The 21,260-nt window shown below is 74.9% G+C and carries 16 protein-coding genes; 6 read left to right on the forward strand and 10 right to left on the reverse strand.

Annotated elements, in window-relative coordinates; all coding sequences use genetic code 11:
- Window positions 1-16: 16 nt before the first annotated feature.
- On the reverse strand, window positions 17-2,866 hold the full coding sequence (locus tag H2O74_RS09220) for a GNAT family N-acetyltransferase (protein WP_182111318.1): 2,850 nt from the start codon (window positions 2,864-2,866) through the stop codon (window positions 17-19).
- Between the two features lie 101 nt (window positions 2,867-2,967).
- Between H2O74_RS09220 and H2O74_RS09225 the strand changes: the two genes are divergently transcribed.
- On the forward strand, window positions 2,968-5,418 hold the full coding sequence (locus H2O74_RS09225) for a DNA topoisomerase (ATP-hydrolyzing) subunit A (protein ID WP_182111319.1): 2,451 nt from the start codon (window positions 2,968-2,970) through the stop codon (window positions 5,416-5,418).
- A gap of 42 nt (window positions 5,419-5,460) precedes the next feature.
- On the opposite strand, the gene H2O74_RS09230 is transcribed toward H2O74_RS09225, so the two are convergent.
- Complete coding sequence (locus H2O74_RS09230; protein ID WP_182114180.1) at window positions 5,461-6,477, reverse strand: GNAT family N-acetyltransferase; 1,017 nt, start codon at window positions 6,475-6,477, stop codon at window positions 5,461-5,463.
- A gap of 33 nt (window positions 6,478-6,510) precedes the next feature.
- On the reverse strand, window positions 6,511-8,640 hold the full coding sequence (locus H2O74_RS09235) for a type IIA DNA topoisomerase subunit B (RefSeq protein WP_182111320.1): 2,130 nt from the start codon (window positions 8,638-8,640) through the stop codon (window positions 6,511-6,513).
- 178 nt (window positions 8,641-8,818) lie between these two features.
- On the opposite strand from H2O74_RS09235, the gene H2O74_RS09240 reads away from it, so the two are divergent.
- Both H2O74_RS09240 and H2O74_RS09245 read left to right on the forward strand, forming a co-directional pair.
- Window positions 8,819-9,031: a hypothetical protein gene (locus H2O74_RS09240; protein ID WP_182111321.1), complete on the forward strand. Its 213-nt coding sequence runs from the start codon at window positions 8,819-8,821 to the stop codon at window positions 9,029-9,031.
- A 240-nt stretch (window positions 9,032-9,271) separates the two neighbouring features.
- Complete coding sequence (locus H2O74_RS09245; RefSeq protein WP_255491891.1) at window positions 9,272-9,745, forward strand: DUF456 domain-containing protein; 474 nt, start codon at window positions 9,272-9,274, stop codon at window positions 9,743-9,745.
- 38 nt (window positions 9,746-9,783) lie between these two features.
- On the opposite strand, the gene H2O74_RS09250 is transcribed toward H2O74_RS09245, so the two are convergent.
- The 4 genes from H2O74_RS09250 to H2O74_RS09265 all read right to left on the reverse strand — a co-directional run bounded on the left by H2O74_RS09250 (window position 9,784) and on the right by H2O74_RS09265 (window position 13,443).
- Window positions 9,784-9,996, reverse strand: coding sequence for a hypothetical protein (locus H2O74_RS09250; RefSeq protein WP_182111322.1), 213 nt, complete (start codon window positions 9,994-9,996; stop codon window positions 9,784-9,786).
- 12 nt (window positions 9,997-10,008) lie between these two features.
- Window positions 10,009-11,580, reverse strand: coding sequence for an RNA polymerase sigma factor (locus H2O74_RS09255; protein ID WP_255491531.1), 1,572 nt, complete (start codon window positions 11,578-11,580; stop codon window positions 10,009-10,011).
- Window positions 11,581-11,806: 226 nt separating this feature from the next.
- Complete coding sequence (locus H2O74_RS09260; protein WP_182111323.1) at window positions 11,807-12,205, reverse strand: universal stress protein; 399 nt, start codon at window positions 12,203-12,205, stop codon at window positions 11,807-11,809.
- 74 nt (window positions 12,206-12,279) lie between these two features.
- A complete protein-coding gene (locus H2O74_RS09265; protein ID WP_182111324.1) occupies window positions 12,280-13,443 on the reverse strand; it encodes a DUF4192 family protein in 1,164 nt (387 codons plus the stop codon).
- Window positions 13,444-13,618: 175 nt separating this feature from the next.
- Between H2O74_RS09265 and H2O74_RS09270 the strand changes: the two genes are divergently transcribed.
- Window positions 13,619-14,773, forward strand: coding sequence for a polyprenyl synthetase family protein (locus H2O74_RS09270; RefSeq protein ID WP_370525716.1), 1,155 nt, complete (start codon window positions 13,619-13,621; stop codon window positions 14,771-14,773).
- 40 nt (window positions 14,774-14,813) lie between these two features.
- Here the strand turns inward: H2O74_RS09270 and H2O74_RS09275 are convergent, their stop codons facing one another.
- A complete protein-coding gene (locus H2O74_RS09275; RefSeq protein WP_182111325.1) occupies window positions 14,814-15,203 on the reverse strand; it encodes an Rv2175c family DNA-binding protein in 390 nt (129 codons plus the stop codon).
- 172 nt (window positions 15,204-15,375) lie between these two features.
- On the opposite strand from H2O74_RS09275, the gene H2O74_RS09280 reads away from it, so the two are divergent.
- Window positions 15,376-16,548, forward strand: a complete 1,173-nt coding sequence (locus tag H2O74_RS09280; RefSeq protein ID WP_182111326.1) for a LysM peptidoglycan-binding domain-containing protein — start codon at window positions 15,376-15,378, stop codon at window positions 16,546-16,548.
- A 35-nt stretch (window positions 16,549-16,583) separates the two neighbouring features.
- The gene (pknB, locus tag H2O74_RS09285; protein ID WP_182111327.1) at window positions 16,584-18,584 is read left to right on the forward strand and encodes a Stk1 family PASTA domain-containing Ser/Thr kinase; all 2,001 of its coding nucleotides are present in this window, start codon (window positions 16,584-16,586) and stop codon (window positions 18,582-18,584) included.
- 60 nt (window positions 18,585-18,644) lie between these two features.
- Here the strand turns inward: pknB and H2O74_RS09290 are convergent, their stop codons facing one another.
- Together H2O74_RS09290 and H2O74_RS09295 are read right to left on the reverse strand one after the other, a co-directional pair.
- A complete protein-coding gene (locus H2O74_RS09290) occupies window positions 18,645-19,997 on the reverse strand; it encodes a class II 3-deoxy-7-phosphoheptulonate synthase (protein ID WP_182111328.1) in 1,353 nt (450 codons plus the stop codon).
- Window positions 19,994-21,214 carry a pyrophosphate--fructose-6-phosphate 1-phosphotransferase gene (locus tag H2O74_RS09295; protein ID WP_182111329.1) on the reverse strand — a complete coding sequence of 407 codons (1,221 nt, stop codon included), beginning with the start codon at window positions 21,212-21,214 and terminating at the stop codon, window positions 19,994-19,996. The genes H2O74_RS09290 and H2O74_RS09295 overlap by 4 nt, the downstream gene beginning before the upstream one ends.
- Window positions 21,215-21,260 lie beyond the last annotated feature (46 nt).

Consider the following 21,260-nt stretch of genomic DNA (forward strand, 5'->3'; position numbering starts at 1 on the left):
CCGGGCGGCCGGGCGCCTACTGCGGCAGGGCGCGGCGCCCGGCGTCGGCGCGGCCGGCCCGGCCGACCTCGACGCGGGCCGCGAGCACGGCCGCGCCGTCCTGGGACACCAGCACGGGGTGCAGCTCGACGCTGCGGACCTCCGGCAGGTCGTCCGCGAGCACGGCGACCCGCCCGAGCACGTCCACGAGCGCCGCGACGTCGAGCGCCGGGAGCCCGCGGTAGCCGAAGAGCCGCGGCGCGGCGCGCACGCTGCGCACCATCTCCTCCACGTCGACATCGGTCAGCGGCGCGACGGCGTGCGACAGGTCGCCGAGCAGGTCGACCGCGTCACCCGCGAGGCCGAACGAGACGACGGGGCCGAAGCGCGGGTCCTCGGACGAGCGGATCACGCACGCGGCGCCGCTGCGTGCCATCCGCTGCACCTCGAAGGGGCTGCCGGCGGCGAGGGGACCCAGCCCGGTCCGCATCTGGTCGAACGCCTCGCGCAGCGCGTCGGGGCCCGTGAGCCCGAGCCGGACCCCGCCGAGGTCGATCCGGTGCCGCAGGTGCGGGGCCGTGCTCTTGAGCACCACCGGCCACCCGAGGCGCTCGGCGGCGGCGACGGCCTCGTCGGCGTCCGCCACCCGCTCGGTCCGCCACAGCGTGACCCCGTAGTGCCCCAGGAGCTCGCTCGTGCGGTCCGGGTCGAGGACCACCGCGGCGTCCTCGTCCTCGTCGACGGGCCGGCCCGGCTCTGTGCGGGCCCCCGCGAGGGCGTCGGCGACCAGGCGACGCGCGGCGGAGCGGTCCACGCCCGGCGGGTCCAGCGGGTGGCCGTGGTCCCGCGCGCGCCACGCGGCGTAGCGGACGGCGGCGGCGAGCGCGGCGACGCCGTCCTCGGGCGCCGCGTACGCGGGGACCGACCAGGTCCGGCCCTCGGCGTCGGTGGCCGTCAGCGCGGGCGTGATGCCGCTGAGACCGAGCACGCACGCGACGGTCGTGCGGCCCGAGCCCGCGGCGGCTCGCGCGACCGCGGCCGCGACACGGGGGTCCGGCGCGCCGAGGGTGGGGACGTGGACGACGACCACGACGTCGGTCCCGGGGTCGGCGTAGACCTCGCTCAGCGTGGCGTCGAGGAGCCGCAGCTCCTCCTCCGTCTCCCCCGCCGAGAGGATGGCGCGCCGGTCCACCACCGTCAGGCCGGCCGAGGACGCCGCCTCCGCGACGAGGGCGGCCATGGGCTCGGACCCGGTGAGCACGGCCACCCGGCGGCCGCGGGGCAGCGGCTGGTGCGCGAAGAGCTGCGCCGCGTCGAGCAGCGCGTGCTGGCTCTCGACGCGCACGACGCCGGACTGGCGCAGCACCTCGTCGAGCGCGCGCCGCGGCACGCGCGTGGTGCGCAGCGCGTGGCCGGCGGGCACGACGTGCCCGGAGCGCCCGGCGGTCAGCACGACGAGCGGCTTGCCGGAGGCGAGCCGGCGGGCGACGCGGGCGAACTTGCGGGGGTTCCCGATCGACTCGAGGTAGAGCCCGACCACCTGCGTCGCGTCGTCCTGGGTCCAGAACTGCATCAGGTCGTTGCCGGACACGTCGGCGCGGTTGCCCGAGGAGACGAAGGTCGACAGGCCGAGGCCGCGGCGTCGCGCCGAGGCGAGCAGCCCGACCGCCAGCGGCGCGGACTGGCAGAACAGCGCCAGGCTCCCCGGCTGCGGCAGCGCCGGGGTGAGCGAGGCGTTGACCGTGGGCGCGGGGTCGCCGCCCCCGGCGCCGTCACCGGACGCACCCGGGCGCGCCGACGCGTCGCCGTGGCGGAAGAAGCCGAACGACGCCGGGCCGAGCACGCGCATCCCCGCGCCGTGCGCCGCCCGCACGAGCGCCCGCTGGTGCGCGAGGCCGTCGGGTCCCGTCTCGGCGAACCCGCCCGTCAGCACGACGACGCCGTGGGCCCCGAGCCGTGCGCAGCGCCGCACGACGTCGGCGGCGCGCTCGGCGGCGACGGCCAGGACGAGCAGGTCGACCCGGCCGGGCACGGTCGCGACGTCGTCGTGGACCAGCGCGCCGGCGGCGTCGTCCGCCGTCAGTCCGACCACGTGGACGACGGGGCGCAGGACGCCGTCGGCGTCACCCGCGCCCACGGCGGGCGGGTCGCCCGGCGCACCGGTGCCGCGCAGGTGCGCGACCACGGCGAGGGCCGGTGCGCGCGTGCCCGGGCCGCCGTCCGTGACGACGAGCACCGACGCGGGGGTGAGCAGGGCGCGGACGCTGCGCGCCTCCGCCCGGTGCTCGCGGTCGGCCATGACGGCGAGCGAGCGCTCGGTGGGGTCCAGGTCGAACGACACGGTGACGATGCCGTCGTCGAGGTGCTGGCGCACGACGTAGCCGGCGACGCGGAACACACCGAGCATCTGCCCGTTCTGCGGCAGCACCTCGGCCGTGAAGCGCCGGATGCCCCGTTCGCGCGCCGCCGCCGCGAGGTGCTCCAGCAGCACGGAACCCAGCCCGCGGCCGTGGTGGTCGTCCGCGACGTTGAAGGCGACCTCGGCCTCGGCCGGGCCGGTCCGGTCGTAGCGGGCGACGGCGATGATGCGCTCGCCGCCCTCGTCCTCGGGCGCGTCGGTGACCGCGACGAGCGCGACCCGGTCGTGGTGGTCGACCTGCGTGAACCGGGTGAGATCCCGCTCGGGCAGCCGCTCCAGCTGGGCGAAGAAGCGGAAGTACGTCGAGCGCTCGGACTGCGCCACGTGGAAGGCCTGCAGCCGAGCCGCGTCCTGCGTGCGGATGGGCCGCACGTGCGCGGTGCTGCCGTCACGCAGGACGACGTCGGCCTCCCAGTGACGGGGGTAGCCCGGCGCCGTGCTCCCAGCCGGGCCCGCCGCGTCGCTCACCGGCCCAGGCTAGCCGCCGGGCGCGTCGCGGGACCGGGACCGGCGCGCCAGCAGCGACAATGGGACGTCCGCCCCGCACGAACCGAGGAGCCCCGCCGCCGATGGCCCGCCGAACCCCAGACGCGCCTGTCGGACCCGTCGCCGAGAACATCGTCGAGATCGACGTCCAGGCGGAGATGGAGGGCTCGTTCCTCGAGTACGCGTACTCGGTCATCTACGCGCGGGCCCTGCCCGACGCGCGCGACGGCCTCAAGCCCGTGCAGCGCCGCATCCTCTACCAGATGGCCGACATGGGCCTGCGCCCCGACCGGGCCCACGTGAAGTCCGCCCGCGTGGTGGGCGAGGTCATGGGCAAGCTCCACCCCCACGGCGACACGGCGATCTACGACGCGCTGGTCCGCATGGCCCAGCCGTTCTCCCTGCGCCTGCCCCTCATCGACGGCCACGGCAACTTCGGCTCCCTCGACGACGGCCCCGCGGCCCCGCGCTACACCGAGGCGCGCCTGGCCTCTGCCGCCATGGCGATGGTGACCGACCTCGACGAGGACGTCGTCGACTTCGGCCCCAACTACGACAACAAGCTGACCCAGCCCGAGGTCCTGCCCTCCGCGCTGCCGAACCTCCTCGTCAACGGCGCCTCGGGGATCGCCGTCGGCATGGCCACCAACATGGCGCCGCACAACCTCGTCGAGGTCGTCGCCGCGGCGCGCCACCTCGTGGCGAACCCCCACGCGACGCTCGAGGACCTCATGCGGTTCGTCCCCGGGCCGGACCTGCCGACCGGCGGCAAGATCGTCGGCCTCGAGGGCGTGCGCGAGGCGTACCGCACGGGGCGCGGCACCTTCCGCACGCGCGCGACCGCGCGGATCGAGAACGTCACGCCCCGCCGCAAGGGGATCGTCGTCACCGAGCTCCCCTACCTCGTCGGTCCCGAGAAGGTGATCGAGAAGATCAAGGAGGCGGTCCAGGCCAAGAAGCTGGGCGGCATCACGGCGGTCACCGACCTCACCGACCGCACCCACGGGCTCCGGCTCGTCATCGAGGTCAAGAGCGGCTTCGACCCCGAGGCCGTGCTCGAGCACCTGTACCGCTACACGCCGATGGAGGACTCCTTCGGCATCAACAACGTCGCGCTGGTCGACGGCCAGCCGCGCACCCTCGGCCTGCGGGACATGCTCGAGGTCTGGGTCAGCCACCGGCTCACGGTGGTGCGGCGGCGCACCGCGCACCGGCTCGCGCGGCGCCTCGAGCGGCTGCACCTCGTCGAGGGCCTGCTCGTCGCGATCCTCGACATCGACGAGGTCATCCAGGTGATCCGGGCGTCGGACACCGCCGAGGTCGCGCGCGAGCGCCTCATGAGCGTCTTCGACCTGTCCACGCAGCAGTCCGAGTACATCCTCGAGCTGCGGCTGCGGCGGCTCACGCGGTTCTCGCGGATCGAGCTGGAGAAGGAGGCCGAGCAGCTGCGTCGCGAGATCGCCGAGCTGGAGGCGATCCTCGCCGACGACGCGCTGCTGCGGACCGTGGTGAGCGACGAGATGGCGAAGGTCGCCGCCACCTTCGGCACGCCGCGCCGCACCATCCTGCTCGAGCACGCCGGGGGGTCCGGCGTGGTCGGAGCGCCCGCCGCCCGCACCGCGCCGCTCGAGATCGCCGACGCCCCCTGCTGGGCGCTGCTCTCCGGCACGGGCCTCCTCGCCCGTACCGCCGACGAGACCGAGCCGGCGCGCGAGGGCCGCCGCGCCGCGCACGACGTCGTCGCCTCGCGGGTGCTGACCTCCACGCGCGGCGAGATCGGGGCGGTGACGAACCGGGGCCGCGTGCTGCGCCTGCCGGTGCTGGACCTGCCCGGCATGCCGCCGACGGACGGTCCCCCGTCGCTCTCGGGCGGCGTGCCCGTCAGCGAGGTGCTCGAGCTCGGGCCCGGTGAGCGCGTCCTCGCCCTGGTCGGCCTCGACGCGGACAGCCCGACGCTGGCGCTGGGCACCGCGGGCGGCGTCGTCAAGCGCGTGGTGAGCGAGCAGGCGCCGAGCCGCGACGCGTGGGACGTCATCGGCCTGCGCGACGGCGACGAGGTGGTGGGCGCCACCGTGGTCGGGGACGACGACGAGCTCGTGCTGGTCACGAGCGACGCCCAGCTGCTGCACTTCGGGGCGGCCGCGGTGCGGCCGCAGGGCCGCCCGGCCGGCGGGATGACGGGGATCAAGCTCGCGCCCGGCGAGCGCGTGGTCTTCTTCGGCGCGGTCCCCGCGGGGACGCCCGAGGCGGTCGTCGTCACGGTCGCCGGGACCTCCGGCGCGCTGGCGGGCACGCAGCCCGGCGCCGCCAAGGTCACGCCGTTCGACGCGTACCCCGCCAAGGGTCGCGCGACCGGCGGCGTGCGGGCGCAGCGCTTCCTGCGGGGCGAGGACACGCTCCTGCTCGCCTGGGTCGGGCCGGCGCCCGTCCGGGCGACGGGCTCGGCCGGTCAGGCCCTCGAGCTGCCGCCCCTCGACCCGCGCCGCGACGGCAGCGGCGTCGCGCTGCCCGCCCCGCTGCACGCCGTCGGCTGACCGCGGGGCCGGCGCCTCGCGGGACCGCCGGCCCGGCAGGGCTCAGAGCTCGACGCTGTACAGGACCTCGCCGTGGGTGGCCTCGTAGCCCAGACGCTCGTACATGCCGTGGGCGCCGGACGGGTTGGCGGTGTCGACCCCTAGGCACGCGTACTGCATGCCGTCCGCCCGGTACGCCGTCATCGCCCGCGCCAGGAGCGCCGTGCCCAGACCGGTCCCGCGCGCCGCGCGGCGGACGCCCAGCAGCTCCGTGTAGCCGGAGGTGTACCCGTCCGCGGCCCAGTCGTCCTCGTAACGGCCCGAGATCAGGTACCCCAGGACCTCGTCCCCGTCGCCGAGCGCCACGAAGCTCCACGTGGGCGCGAAGTGCGGGCCGTGCCGCCACGTCTCCGGCGTCCGCGGCTCGGAGCCCCAGTGGTCGGCGGCGAAGGCCTCGTTGTGCGCGCGCCGCACCGCGTCGTCGAGCTCCGGCTCCCAGCCGACGACGCGCACGCCGGCGGGCACCTGGGCGTCCGGGAGCGGCTGGGCGAGGTCGCGGCGCATCTCCGTGTACCAGCGGACCGGGCTGAAGCCCGCGGCGGCCCACAGCCGCCGGTGGTCGCGGGCGGACTCGTCGACGAACACCGCCAGGCGGGCGGGCAGCTCCTTGCCGGACTCCGCCAGCTTCTGCCGACCCCGGCCCTCGAGCCAGCCCACGAGCGCCCGGCCGAGGCCGCGCCCCCGCCACCGCGGGTGCACCCCGCCGCGCAGGAACGCGCGCACCGTGCTCACGTCGCTCGGGAGCACCTCCACGAAGCCGTACGCGCGCATCACGCCGTGGGTGTCGAAGCCGCCCAGGGTGTCGCGCTCCAGGTCCTTCCAGCCGCCCTCGAACATCTCCACGACGTCCTCGTAGGACTCGCGCTGGGGCCGCGCGTCCGCCACCTGGATGGCCTCGATCAGGGCGTGCAGCGCCGTCGCGTCCCGGGCCTGCAGGGGACGCCACGACAGCTCCAGGTGCGCGTGCGGTACCTCGAGGACGTCGGGCGGGTCGGCGCGGACGGCGATCGGCTCGAGCATTGTCACGTGGGAGACCCTAGAGCGTGCCGGCGCTCAGGCGTCGATGCGGGCGCGGTCGAGCTGCGCCGCACCGGCCACGATGAAGTCGCGGCGCGGTCCGACCTCCGAGCCCATGAGGAGCTCGAAGACCGTCTCCGCGGCCGCGGCGTCCTGCGCCGTGACGCGGCGCAGGGTCCGGTGGCGGGGGTCCATCGTCGTCTCCGCGAGCTGGTCCGCGTCCATCTCGCCCAGGCCCTTGTACCGCTGGATGTCCTCCTTGTAGCGGCGCCCGGAGCGCTCGAGCTTCTTCAGCGTCGTCGCCAGCTCGGCCTCGGAGTACGTGTAGACGTACTCGTTCTTGCGCGAGCCGGCGCCGATGACCTCGATGCGGTGCAGGGGCGGGACCGCGGCGTACACGCGTCCGGCGTCGACCAGGGGACGCATGTACCGGAAGAACAGCGTGAGCAGCAGGGTCCGGATGTGGGCGCCGTCGACGTCGGCGTCCGTCATGAGCACGATCTTGCCGTAGCGCGCCGCCTCGAGGTCGAAGCTGCGCCCCGAGCCCGCGCCGAGCACCTGGATGATCGCGGCGCACTCGGCGTTCTTGAGCATGTCCGAGATCGAGGCCTTCTGGACGTTGAGGATCTTGCCGCGGATCGGCAGGAGCGCCTGGAAGTCCGAGCTGCGCGCGAGCTTGGCCGTCCCGAGCGCGCTGTCGCCCTCGACGATGAAGAGCTCGCTGCGCTCGACGTCGTCGCTGCGGCAGTCCGCGAGCTTGGCGGGCAGGGCCGAGGTCTCCAGGGCGTTCTTGCGCCGCGAGATCTCCTTCTGCTTGCGCGCCGAGAGCCGGGCCCGCATCTCGGCGACGACCTTGTCGAGCACGAGGCTGGCCTGGCCCTTGAGGTCGCGCTTGCTCGACGTCAGCAGGGCCGTGAGCTCCGTCTCCACGACCTTGGCGACGATCGCACGGACCGGTCCGGTCCCCAGGACCTCCTTGGTCTGGCCCTCGAACTGCGGCTCCGCCAGGCGGACGGTGACGACCGCGGTGAGGCCGGCGAGGACGTCGTCCTTCTCGATGCGCTCCGACGAGTCCTTCGTGGAGACCTTGAGCCGCCGGGCGTTGAGCTCGACCTGCTTGCGCAGCGTCTTGAGCAGCGCCTGCTCGAAGCCGGCCAGGTGCGTGCCGCCCTTGGGCGTCGCGATGATGTTGACGAACGAGCGGACCTCGGTGTCGTACCCGGTCCCCCACCGCAGCGCGACGTCGACCTCGGTCTCCCGCGTGACCTCCTGCGACATCAGGTGGCCGCGCCCGTCGAGCACGGGCACCGTCTCGGTGAAGGTGCCGGTGCCGGCGAGGTGCCACGTCTGCGTCACGGCCGTGTCGGGCGCCAGGAACTCGACGAAGTCGACGGTCCCGCCGTGGTGGACGAAGGTCTCCTCGTGCGGGCCCTCGGCGCCCGGCGTCCCGGGCAGGCCGCGCTCGTCGCGCACCGTGATCGTCAGCCCCGGCACGAGGAACGTCGTCTGCCGCACGCGCGAGACGAGCTCGTCGTACGAGAACACGGCCGTGCGCGGGAACACCTGGCGGTCGGCCCAGTAGCGCACGCGCGTGCCCGTCCGCGCGCGGGGGACCTTGCCGACGACGGCGAGCTCGGACGCGTCCACGAACGGGGTGAACGGCGCGTCCGGGTCGGCGCCGGCGGCCGGGTCCGCGAACCGGCCGGGCTCGCCGCGGTGGAAGGTCATCCGGTGCGTGCGACCGCCGCGGTCCACCTCGACGTCGAGCCGGGAGGACAGGGCGTTGACCACGCTCGCGCCGACGCCGTGCAGGCCGCCCGACGCCGCGTACGAGCCGCCGCCGAACTTGCCGCCGGCGTGCAGCTTGGTGAAGACGACCTCGACGCCCGAGAGCCCCGTCTTGGGCTCGACGTCGACCGGGATGCCGCGGCCGTTGTCACGCACCTCGACCGAGGAGTCCGCGTGGAGCACGATGTCGATCCGGTCGCAGTGACCGCCCAGCGCCTCGTCGACCGAGTTGTCGATGATCTCCCACAGGCAGTGCATCAGGCCGCGCGAGTCGGTGGTCCCGATGTACATGCCGGGTCGCTTGCGGACCGCCTCCAGCCCCTCGAGCACCGAGAGGTGGCGGGCGGTGTAGCTGGACTCTGACACCGTGCTGGTCACGCCCCGATCCTAGGTGCTGGGCCCGACACGCCCCGGCAGGCGCAACCGGGGCCGGGACCCCGGCCCCGGAGCGCGCGGAGGGACGCGGCTCGGGCACAAGGGACCAACGGACTACGCGGTGAGCGAATATCGCCGCTTCCGGGGGGTCAGGTCGGTGTCGGGGTGGTTGTATGGAGCGGTGACCACGACGACGACCTCCCCGTTGACCGCAGCCGATCGCTGCGACCGCTGCGGCGCTCAGGCATACGTGCGTGTCGTGCTGCCGACCGGCGAGCTCCTCTTCTGCGCCCACCACGGTCGCCGCCACGCGTCCGCGTTCGCGGACGTCGCGGTGAGCGTCCAGGACGAGACCGAGCGGCTCCTCGAGGAGCACGGCGCACCGACCCGCTGACATCCACGACCGCCGCCTGGCGCGGCGACCCGCTCGCACGACGAGCCTCCAGGGCCCGGGACACCGTCCCGGGCCCTGCGTCGTTGATCGGCCTGCGTCGTCCTGTGTCGTCGATGGGCCCCGCGTCGTCGGCCGTTCGCGTCGTAGGCTCTGCTGCCGACCCCGGCGCAGCGCCGCCCGCCGGCGCCCTGCCTCCCCCGCAGCCGCGCTGCCCGCCCCCTGGAGTGACCGTTGGACCTCGTGGACCTGCTCGTCGGACTCGCCATCCTGGTCGGCCTGGTCGGCATCGTCGTGCCGGTGCTGCCGGGGTCCCTGCTCATCGCGGTCGCCCTGCTCGTGTGGGCGATCGACACCGGGACCGTCACCGGCTGGGTCGTGCTCGGCATCGCCCTGCTCCTGCTCGCGGCCGGGTGGGCCGCGACCTACGTCGTCGCGGGCAAGCGGGTCAGCGACGCCGGCGTGCCACGCCGCTCGCTGCTCGTGGCGGGGCTCGCGGGGATCGTGGGCTTCTTCGTGATCCCCGTGATCGGGCTGCTCGTGTTCTTCCCGCTGGCCCTGTTCGGCATGGAGTACCTGCGTCTGCGCGACGTCGCGCAGGCGCGCGGCTCGGCGATGGTCGCGCTCAAGGCGACGGCGCTCGGCATGGTGATCGAGCTCGGTCTGGCGTGCATCGCCGCCGCGACGTGGCTGCTCGCGGCGGTGTTCGGCGGCTGACCCCGCGGTCCGGGCACGTCCGGGACCGGGGGCCCGGCTCAGACCAGCGGCCGCCGACCGGGCTGGCCCACCGGCGCCCGCCCGCGACGCGCGTCGCGCACGAGGAGCACGGCGCCGCCGACGAGGCCGAGCGCCGAGATCGCGACCAGCAGCCCGTCGTAGGAGCCGTGCACGCGGCCGACGACGAGCACGCCCGCGGCCCCGAGCACGGCGAGGGCGGCCAGCACACGGCCGGCCGCCCTCGCGCTCATGCGTGGCACAGGTCAGTCGAGGTAGTCGCGCAGCACCTGCGAACGGCTCGGGTGGCGGAGCTTCGACATGGTCTTGGACTCGATCTGCCGGATCCGCTCGCGCGTCACCCCGTAGACCTTGCCGATCTCGTCGAGCGTCTTGGGCTGCCCGTCCGTGAGGCCGAACCGCATGGACACGACGCCGGCCTCGCGCTCCGAGAGCGTGTCGAGCACCTGGTGCAGCTGCTCCTGCAGGAGCGTGAAGCTCACCGCGTCCGCAGGCACGACGGCCTCGGAGTCCTCGATGAGGTCGCCGAACTCGCTGTCGCCGTCCTCGCCGAGCGGCGTGTGCAGGGAGATGGGCTCGCGGCCGTACTTCTGGACCTCGACGACCTTCTCCGGGGTCATGTCGAGCTCCTTGGCGAGCTCCTCAGGCGTGGGCTCGCGGCCCAGGTCCTGGAGCATCTGCCGCTGCACCCGGGCGAGCTTGTTGATGACCTCGACCATGTGGACCGGGATGCGGATGGTCCGCGCCTGGTCCGCCATCGCGCGGGTGATGGCCTGGCGGATCCACCACGTCGCGTAGGTCGAGAACTTGTAGCCCTTGGTGTAGTCGAACTTCTCGACCGCACGGATGAGGCCGAGGTTGCCCTCCTGGATCAGGTCCAGGAAGAGCATGCCGCGGCCGGTGTAGCGCTTGGCGAGCGAGACGACGAGGCGCAGGTTGGCCTCGAGCAGGTGGTTCTTCGCCCGGCGCCCGTCGGACGCGATCCACTCGAGCTCGCGCCGCAGCTTGGGCTCGAGCTTCGGGTTCGCGGCCAGCTTCTCGTCGGCGAACAGGCCGGCCTCGATCCGCTTGGCGAGCTCGACCTCCTGCTCCGCGTTGAGGAGCGCGACCTTGCCGATCTGCTTGAGGTAGTCCTTGACCGGGTCGGCCGTGGCGCCCGCCGTGACGACCTGCTGCGCCGGGGCGTCGTCGTCGTCGGCGTCGGAGTAGGTGAACCCGGCGTCCTCGGTCTCCTCCTCCTTGGCGGCGGGCTTCGCGGTCGTCTCGCCGTCCTCCGTCGTGCCCGCGTCCTCGGCGTCGCCCTCGACGACGACGACGTCCTCGACCACGACGTCCTCGACGACCACGTCGTCGTCGCCGGGCTCGACGTCGTCCGTGGGCTCCACGTCCTCGCCGCCGGCGGCGGCCTTGGCGGCCGCCTTCGCCTTGGCGGTCGCGGGGCCCTTGGACGCGGCCTTGGCGGCTGCCGGCTTGGCGGCGGCCTTGGCGGTCGCGGACTTCGTGGTGGCGCGCTTCGCCGCGGGCTTGGCCGGCGCGGCGCCGTCCGCCTCGGGCGCGAGGGCGGTCGTGGTGCCGGACCGGCGGGTCGCGGCGGCCGCCACGGCGGGGCGCGTGGGCTCGCTCACGGAGATGCCCGCGTCGGACAGGCCACGCAGGATGCTCCGCAGGCGTGCGGGCGCCACGTCCGCGACCTCGCAGGCGTGGCGCAGGTCCGCTGCGTCGACGGTGCCGTGCGTGTGGCCGCGGCGGACGAGCTCCTGCAGGGCAGGGTGCTCGAACTCACGCGGGAGGGAAGAACGAGAAGAGAGGGATGACACGTAGAACCTTTCGGCAGCGCCAGGCTCGCAGAGATTGGTCCGGGAGTAGACGCACATTGTAACGTCAGGAGGGTCCCGATCCATGCCTCGAAGGCCGTCCGAGTGACGATCCGCGGCGGCGGCAGGGCGCCCGACGGCGCTGCCGGGGGCGCATTCGGGACCTCTGCGGGCGCGCCCGCCACCGCGCCCGGTCCTCAGGACGCGGGTGCTCCCGACGTCGGGAGGCTCAGGACGCAGGCGGCTTGACCGCGAGCACGGGGCACGGCGCGTCCAGCAGGATGCGCTGGGCGTTGGACCCCAGGAGCAGCTTGCCGACCGGGCTGCGCCGGCGCAGGCCGATGACGATGAGCTGGGCACCGCCGGAGCGGGCGGCGTCGATGATGTCCTCGGCGACGTCGCGTCCGCCCGTGGTGCGGCGGACGTCGAGGGCGACCCCGCTGTCGGCCACGCGGGTGCGGAGGTCGGCGGCCTGGGCCTCGAGGTCCGGCGTCTCGCCGCCGAAGCGGTGTCCCCGCTCGCTGAGGACCACCACGAGGTCGACGCCCCGTGCCTTGGCCTCGGCGACGGCCGTGTCGAACGCGGCGTCGCCCTCCGGTGTCGCGACGTAGCCGACCACCACGCTCATCTGTCCTCCTCTGGACTGGCCCAGCGGGAGCGACGCTACCCGATCACGGGACGGCCCACCGACGTGCCCGCACGTCAGCCGCGTGCCGGGCGCAGCCATCCCGGCGGCATGCCCGCCGCCAGCGCCTCGCCGAGCAGCGCGGCGAGCCGGTAGGACGGTTCGACCTCGAGCACCCGCTCGAGCAGCACGGCCGCCCTGGCCCCCTCCCCCTGCCACCACGCGAGGACGCCGAGGAGAGTCAGCGGTGGCGCGAGCGCGCGGCGTGGGCAGTGCGCGGCGACCTGCTCGAGCAGCGCGACGGCGCCGGCGAGCAGCGCCGGGTCCGGCGGCACGCCCGCGACCGGGTCGACGATGGCGTCCAGGGCGGCGCCGACGCCCTCGTCGTGGCCCGCGAGGACGCCGTCCGCGACGGGGCCGCCGTCCGGGACCAGGCTCAGCAGGACGCCGTCGCGGCACCGGACGTCGGCCAGGACCGCCTGCAGGCGTCCCGCGACGACCGTCGTCAGACGCGGGCCGGGCGCGCCGCGCGAACCTCCCGCTCCCGCGGCGGTGCCTCCACGCACCGCCGGAGCCAGCGCACCGGCCGCACGGGCCAGCTCGGCCCGCCACAGGTCCATCCCTTCCCGACGCCACGCGACCAGCTCGGCCGGGTCGACGGCGTCCGCGGCGTGGCGCGACCAGCGGGCCGCGGCGCGACGCGCACTGCGGCGAGCCGCCGCGGGCGCGAGAGGGATCTGCGCCACCTCGGCCCGGGACGCCAGCACCGCGGCGCCCGCGAGGACCATGTGCAGGCCGACCTCGGTGGACTGCAGGTCCGCGAGCGGCCGCCCCTCGGCAGGGCAGCACGCGGCGTCGGCACACCCGGCCGCGTAGTAGCCGGTCGGCCCGACCACCCAGCACTCGACGCCCTGCAGGCGCGGCGCGGCCGCCGCCAGGACGTGGGCCCGCGCGGCGCGGACCTCGGCCGCCGCGTCTGCGCGGGGCCCGCGGGGGTAGAGCACGAGCACCGCGCGGTCGGCGCCGTCGTCCACGAGGTGGGTGACCAGCGAGCGCGCGATGCCGGGCCCCGTCGCGGGGTCCACGAGGTCGGGCAGGTCGACCCGCGCGACGAGCCCGACGCGGCCCCGGTCCCCGCGGAGGCTGACGAGCACGGCGCTGTCGGTGGGACGGAACCCGAGCTGGTACGGCACGAGGGACAGCAGCTCGCGCGGCTCGGCGGTGCGGATGGTCGTCGGCATGGGCCCATCCGAGCCGACCGCGGGGCCGCCGTGGCGCCGGGACCCTCGCGCCTGTGGAGAACCGGGACTGTGGAGAACCGGGACCCCGTGGACCGGCACCGTCGCGGACGGCACCGTCGCGGACCGGCGCCGTCGCGGCCGCCGTGGGTCGGCTGCCCTCGCCTAGGCTGGCCGCGTGCAGCCGCCCCACCCGCTCCCCGGCACCGGCCCGACCACCGGCGACGACGTCCCCGGTGCGGCCACCGCGATCGCTCGCGTGCGGCCCGGCGTGGAGGCCGCCCTGCACGCCCACCTCGAGGACCTCGCCGCCGAGCTCGACGGCATCGGCCCGGACGCCGCGGCCCTGGTGGAGGCCATGACGGCGATGCTCGCCGGGGGCAAGCGCATGCGGGCCGCCCTGTGCTACTGGTCCTGGCGCGCGCACGGGGGCGACGCGGACGACCCGGTGCAGGAGGCGGCGGCGCTGCGCTGCGGCGCGGCCCTCGAGCTCTTCCAGGCGGCCGCCCTGTTCCACGACGACGTCATGGACGGCTCGGACACCCGGCGCGGACGTCCGTCGGCCCACCGCGCCTTCGAGGCGCGCCACGTCGAGCAGGGATGGTCCGGCCCGGCCCACCGGTTCGGGGAGTCGGCCGCGATCCTGCTCGGCGACCTCGCCCTCATCGCGTGCGACCGCGAGCTCACGGCCGCGACCACGCCGCTCGCCCCCGAGCGCGCGCGCGCCGTCCGCGCCGTCTTCGACACGATGCGCACCGAGGTCACGGTGGGCCAGTACCTCGACGTCCTCGCGCAGACGCTGCCCTGGGGCACCGACCCGGCCGCCGACGAGGCCCGGGCCCGGGAGGTGGTGCGCGCCAAGAGCGCCCGGTACAGCGTCGAGCACCCCCTCACGCTCGGCGCGACCCTCGCCGGGGCGGGACCCGACGCCCTCGCGCGGTGCCGCGAGGTCGGCCTGCCGCTCGGCGAGGCGTTCCAGCTGCGCGACGACGTGCTGGGCGTCTTCGGCGAGCCGGCCGCCACGGGCAAGCCCGCCGGCGACGACCTGCGCGAGGGCAAGCGCACGGTGCTCGTCGCGCGCGCGCTCGGGGCGGCCTCCGCCGCCGACCGGGCCCTCGTGCTGGAGCACCTCGGGCGTCAGGACCTCACCGAGCTGGACGTCGAGCGGCTCCGGGCGACCCTGCGCGGGTCCGGCGCCGTCGACGCGGTCGAGGCGCTCATCGACGACCTCGCCGACCCGCCCCTGCGGACCCTGGCCGCCTCGGACCTCGAGCCGGAGGGGCGCGACATGCTCGTCGCCCTCGGCGCCGCCCTGGTCCGCCGCCGCGCCTGAGGGCGGGTCGCCCGCGCGGCGCGGTCGGAGGACCGGAGGGCTAGAGGGCCAGCGCCTGGGCGCGCCGGCGGATCTCCGTCTTGTGCCCCGCGCGCAGCGCGTCCACCGGCGTCGAGGGCCGCGTGGCGCCCGTGCCCAGCGACTCGAGCGAGGGGTCAGGCGTGAACAGCCACGCGACCGTCTCCTCGTCCGAGAACCCGGCGTCGCGCAGCAGGACGAGCGTGCCCTGCAGCGACGGCACGACCTCCCAGCCCGACGCCGTCTCGATGAGGAACTTCGCGGGCACCGCCAGGATGCGCCGCTCCCCCTGGCGCACGGCCAGGAGCTTGTCCTCCTGCAGCAGGCGCCGCACCTTGCCCACGTCCGTGCCGAGCCGCTCGGCGACGTCGGGAAGGGGGAGCCACTCGTCGACCAGGTCCTCGAAAGTCACCTCCCCAGCCTACGGTCACCCGCCCGGACCATGCCGTCGCCTTCCGTCGGCGAGCCGGGCGCGGTAGTTTTCACATCTGTCACACCAGTAACACTGGCAACTTCAGCCCCTCAGGCACCGCAATGGCTCCGGGGGACGGCCGGTCGCACTCCGCTCAACCGAAGGTGAAGCCATGTCGAACGCCGCCGCTCTGCGGTCCCCGTCCCCCACGCGCCGCGTGGCCGGGGGGACCGGCATGACCGTCGCCCTGGCCGTCGCGGGCGTCGCCGCGGGTGCCACCAGCGCGCACGCGCAGGACTACGAGGTGCGCTCGGGCGACACGGTGAGCCACATCGCCCAGCGGACCTCGACCAGCGTGAGCGCCATCGTCGCCGCGAACGGCCTCGACGCCCGGGCGTCGATCCGTGCCGGCCAGCGCCTCGTCATCCCCACCGCGACGGCAGCGGCACCGGCAGCCGTCCCGGCAGCCCCCGCGGTGACCACGCACCACGTGGTCCGCGGCGACACCGTCTCCGGGCTCGCGACGCGCTACGGGACGACGACGGCCTCGATCGTCGCCGCGAACGGCCTGGGCGCCGACGCCATGATCCGCATCGGTCAGGCCCTGACCATCCCGAGCGGCTCCGCCCCGGCCGCCCCCGCGGCGGCCGCGCCCGTCGCCGCGCCGCCCAGCACCACCGGCCACACCGTCGTGGCGGGCGAGACGGTCTCCGGCATCGCGACGCGGTACGGCACGACGACGTCGGCGATCATCAGCGCCAACGGGCTGGGCGCCGACGCGTTCATCCGCGCGGGCCAGACGCTCCAGGTCCCCGGTGCGGGCGCCGCGACCGCCCCGGCGGCCGCGCCGACCACCCAGCTGGTCGGGAACACGTTCGCGGGGCGGACCTACCCGCAGGCCACCGTGGACTCGGCGAACGCCAACAAGGCGGCGCTCCTCGCGGCCGGCGTGCCCAGCAAGGCCGATATGCAGGCGCTGGTCGTCAGCACGGCGCGCACGATGGGCGTCGACCCGGCGCTCGCGCAGGCGATCGCCTTCCAGGAGTCGGGCTTCAACCAGGCGGCCGTCTCCCCCGCCAACGCGATCGGCACGATGCAGGTCATCCCGACCTCCGGCGCCTGGGCCTCCGACCTCGTGGGGCGGCCCCTGAACCTGCTCGACCCCCGGGACAACGTCACGGCGGGCGTGGCCATCCTCAAGCAGCTCGTCGCGACGAGCCCCGACCTGCCGACCGCCATCGCGAGCTACTACCAGGGCCAGGCCGGCGTCCGGAAGTACGGCATGTACGCCGACACGCGGGTCTACGTCGCGAACATCCAGACGCACATGACGCGGTACGCCTGACGGGTTCCGCGGACCGGCTTCCGTAGACTGCCGACGTGGCAGCCACCCTCGCGGACCCCCTCCTCGGTCACCTGATCGACGGACGGTACGAGGTGCTCTCCCGGATCGCGCGGGGCGGCATGGCGACCGTCTACCTCGCCGTCGACCGCCGCCTGGACCGCGAGGTCGCGATCAAGGTGATGCACCCCCACCTCGCGGAGGGCGGGACGGGCGCCGAGTTCGTCGCACGCTTCCGCCGCGAGGCGCGCGCCGCCGCCCGGCTCACGCACCCGGGGCTCGTCGGCGTCTTCGACCAAGGGCTCGACGGCGAGACGAGCTACCTGACGATGGAGTACGTCGAGGGCACCGACCTGCGTCGCCGCCTCACCGACGAGGGCGCCCTGACGGTCGGCGAGACCCTCGACACCCTCACGGCGATCCTCGACGCGCTGGCTGCCGCCCACCGCGTCGGGCTGGTCCACCGGGACGTCAAGCCCGAGAACGTGCTGCTGGCCACCGACGGGCGGATCAAGGTCGCCGACTTCGGGCTCGCACGCGCCGTCACGGAGGTCACCGCGACGACCACCGGGACCGTGCTCGGCACCGTCGCGTACCTGGCACCGGAGCTGGTGGCGCACGGCACCAGCGACACCCGCACGGACGTCTACGCCGTCGGGATCCTCGCGTACGAGATGCTCACCGGCACGCAGCCCTTCACGGGCGCGACGCCGATCCAGATCGCCTACCAGCACGTGAACTCCGACGTGCCCCCGCCCTCGGACGCGGTGACCTGGCTCCCCGCCGAGATCGACGAGCTCGTCGGCGCGCTGGCGGCGAGGGCGCCCGACGAGCGTCCCGTCGACGCCGCCGCGGCGCTCGAGCTCGTGCGCCGCACCCGGGAGTCGCTCGACGAGGCCACGCTCGCGCGGCGCGCCGACGTGACGCCGACGGTGGTGGCGGCGCCGCCCCAGGAGGCGGCCGCTCCCCCGCCCGCCCCCGCCGACCCCCACGCGACGCAGACGCTCGACGTCGCCGGCCGGCGCCCGACGGGACGCGCGCCCGCGCCGGACGACGACCAGCCGGGATTCGGCCGGACCATGGCCCTGCCCATCGGCACGGGCCTCGCCGAGCCGGACGTCCTCGTGCCGCGGTCGCGGCGCCGCCACCGGCTCGGGCTCGTCGCCGTGGTGCTGGGCGTGCTGCTGCTGGCCGGCGCCGGGATCTGGTGGTACGCCGCCGAGGGACCGGGCGCCTACACAACGGTCCCGCAGGGCCTCGAGGGCGCGCCGGTGGCCGAGGCCGAGGCGGTGCTCGCCCAGGCGGGGCTCGACGTGAGCCAGGACGAGGCCTTCGACCCGGTCGTCCCGGTCGACCACGTCGTCTCCGCCGACCCGGCCCCGGGCGACCGGGTGCGCAAGGACGGCACCGTGGCCCTGGTCGTCTCCCTCGGGCCCGACCTGCGGACGGTCCCGGAGGGGCTCGTCGGGGCGCCGGCCGCCGACGTCGTCGCCGCGCTCGAGGCCGCCGGGTTCACCGTGCCCGAGCCCGGCCGCGAGCACCACGACGAGGTCCCGCTCGACCACGTCATCAGCGTGGGCGCCGAGCCGCTCAGCGAGCTCCCCGTCGGCACCGAGGTGCCGGTGGTCGTGTCCGACGGCCGCGCGCCGGTCGAGGTCATCAGCGTGGTCGGCGTCGAGCGCGACGCCGCGATCCAGGAGCTCTCCGACCGCGGGCTCACGGTCGTCGAGGCCACCGACTTCTCGATGGACCACCCGGCGGGCACCGTCATGGCGCAGAGCCTGGAGCCCGGCTCGCAGGCGCTGCGGCTCGACGAGATCACGATCACCGTCTCGCAGGGGCCGCCGCTCGCAGCGGTGCCCGAGATCCCCTACGGCGCGGTGGTCAGCGACGCTCGCGCGACGCTCGAGGCCGCCGGTTTCCGCGTCGAGACGGCACGGGCCGCCCCGTACTTCGGGCTCAACCGGGTGCTCGGGCAGGACCCGGCCGCTGGCACGCAGGCGCCGCTCGGCAGCGTCGTGACCCTCACCATCACCTGAGCCCCGACGCACGTCGGCCCCCGCACCGCCGCAGCGGTCGGGGGCCGACGTCGTCCGGTGTCAGGCCTGGCGGATCATCTCCGCCACCTGGAACGCCATCTCGAGCGACTGCTGGTGGTTCAGGCGCGGGTCCACGAGGGTCTCGTAGCGCAGGGCCAGGCCCGCGTCGTCGATCTCCTCGCTGCCGCCGAGGACCTCGGTGACGTCGCCGCCCGTGAGCTCGACGTGCACGCCGCCGGGCACGGTGCCCAGGCCGCGGTGGACCTCGAAGAACCCGCGCACCTCGTCGAGCACGTCCTCGAGGCGGCGGGTCTTGTAGCCGCTCGCGGACGTGATCGTGTTGCCGTGCATCGGGTCGCACACCCACGTGACCGGGCGCCCGGAGGCGTGCACCTTCTCCACGAGACCCGGCAGGGCGTCGCGGATGCGCGACGCACCCATGCGGGTGATGAAGGTCAGCCGGCCGGGGACGTCCGCCGGGTTGAGCCGGTCCATCAGCGCGAGCGCGTCGTCGGCCGACGTCGTCGGGCCGAGCTTCACGCCGATCGGGTTGCGCACGCGGGACAGGAAGTCCACGTGGGCCCCGTCGAGCTGGCGCGTCCGCTCGCCGATCCACAGGAAGTGCGCCGAGCAGTCGTACGGCGTGCCCGTGCGCGAGTCGATCCGCGTCAGGGCCCGCTCGTAGTCGAGCAGGAGCGCCTCGTGGCTCGAGAAGAACTCGACGGTGCGCAGGGCGTCGAAGTCGGCGCCGCACGCCGCCATGAACCGGATCGCGCGGTCGATCTGCGCGGCGGTCTCCTCGTAGCGCGCGTAGGCCGGGTTCGCCAGGAAACCGCGGTTCCACTCGTGCACCCGGCGCAGGTCGGCGAAGCCGCCCGTCGTGAACGCGCGGATGAGGTTGAGCGTCGCCGACGAGCGGTGGTACGCGTCGACCAGGCGGTGCGGGTCCGGCACGCGCGCCTCGGGCGTGAACGGGTGACCGTTGACGGCGTCGCCGCGGTACGCGGGCAGCGTCACGCCCTCGCGCGTCTCGTCGTCCGAGCTGCGCGGCTTGGCGTACTGCCCGGCCATCCGGCCCATCTTGATCACGGGCAGGCTCGCGCCGTACGTGAGGACGACGGCCATCTGGAGGATCGTCTTGATCTTGTTCCGGATGTTGTCGGCGGTGGCCTCGGCGAACGTCTCGGCGCAGTCCCCGCCCTGGAGCAGGAAGGCCTCACCGCGCCCGGCGGCCGCCAGGCGCGCCGTGAGCACGTCCGCCTCGCCGGCGAACACCAGCGGAGGCAGGGCGGCGAGCTCGCCCGTGGCGGCCGCGACGACGTCGGCGTCGGGCCACAGCGGCTGCTGCCGCGCGGGCAGGTCGCGCCACGCGTCCAGCCCCGAGACGACCGTGGGGTCGGGCTCGACGCTCATGACGCGGATGCCGGGACCAGCGGCTGGCCGATGCCCTCGAGGAGCGAGCCGAACCACGGCGCCGACACGTCGAACGCCTTGCCGCCGGCGATGCGCGGGAACGCGATGGCCTTGAGCCGGTCCCCGTCCTCCTCGTCGTGCCCGATCACGCCGGACTCGCCCCGCAGGGCGCACTCGACGGCGTAGTCCGTCATCGACTTGATGAGGCGCAGGTCCTCGGGATTCGCCGCCGCGGCGCGCGAGTAGTAGCCGCTCTTCTGCACCATCGTCTTCTCGGCGCCGAGCAGCTCGGCGAACTGCTTCGCGAACCACTGGCCCGGGTTGATGGTGTCGAGCTTGACGTGACCGAAGGGGTCGCGCTGGACCTGCTCGCCGGCCGCCTCGAGCTGCGCCACGATCTCGTGCATGCCGGCGCCCTCGGACAGGAAGATGTTGACGTTGCCGACGGTGTCCATGACCTCGCGCAGGCGCGCGGCCTCGCCCTCGATGTCGATCGCGAGCTCGGGCAGGAAGACGGCGTGGATGTCCCAGCGCTCGCGCGACAGGCCGATGCTCGGGACCCACTCCTGGGTGTCGAGCCAGCGGCGGTACTCCGCCGCCGCCGCCGCCGTGAGCCACCCGCAGTGCCGCCCCATGACCTCGTGCACGATGAGCATGCGGTTGCCCGAGCGGTGCTCACCGATGATGTTGCGCGCGAAGCCGGCCGCCTCCTCCGCGGCCGTCCAGGCGCCCAGCGACTGCTTGATCGGCACGACGTCGTTGTCGATCGTCTTGGGCAGCCCGACGACGGTCAGCTCGTAGTCGTTCTCGTGCAGGTAGGCCGCGAGGTCCGCCGCCGTCGTGTTCGTGTCGTCCCCGCCGATCGTGTGCAGGACGTCGACGCCGTCGGCCTTGAGCTGCTCGGCCGCGACGTGCAGGGGGTCCTGGCCCTCGCGCACCAGGCCGCGCTTGACGCAGTCCTTCGCGTTGGTGAGCTTGACGCGCGAGTTGCCGATCGGGCTGCCGCCGAAGCGGTGCAGGATCCCGGCCTTGGCGCGCGCCTCGTCGTCGACGACGACCTTGGTGCCGGTGAGCAGGCCGTGGTAGCCGTGCTGGTAGGCGATCAGCTCGACGTCGGGGGCGATCTCCGTGTAGCGCTCGATGAGCCCTCCGACGGCGGAGGACAGGCACGGGGCGAAGCCGCCCGCGGTCAGCAGGGCGACACGACGAACCGACATCTCGGACTCACCTTCTCGTTGATCTGCACAGGGCCCCCACGAGCGT

Origin of the sequence: Actinotalea sp. JY-7876 (assembly GCF_014042015.1) — a bacterium.
GTDB lineage: Bacteria > Actinomycetota > Actinomycetes > Actinomycetales > Cellulomonadaceae > Actinotalea.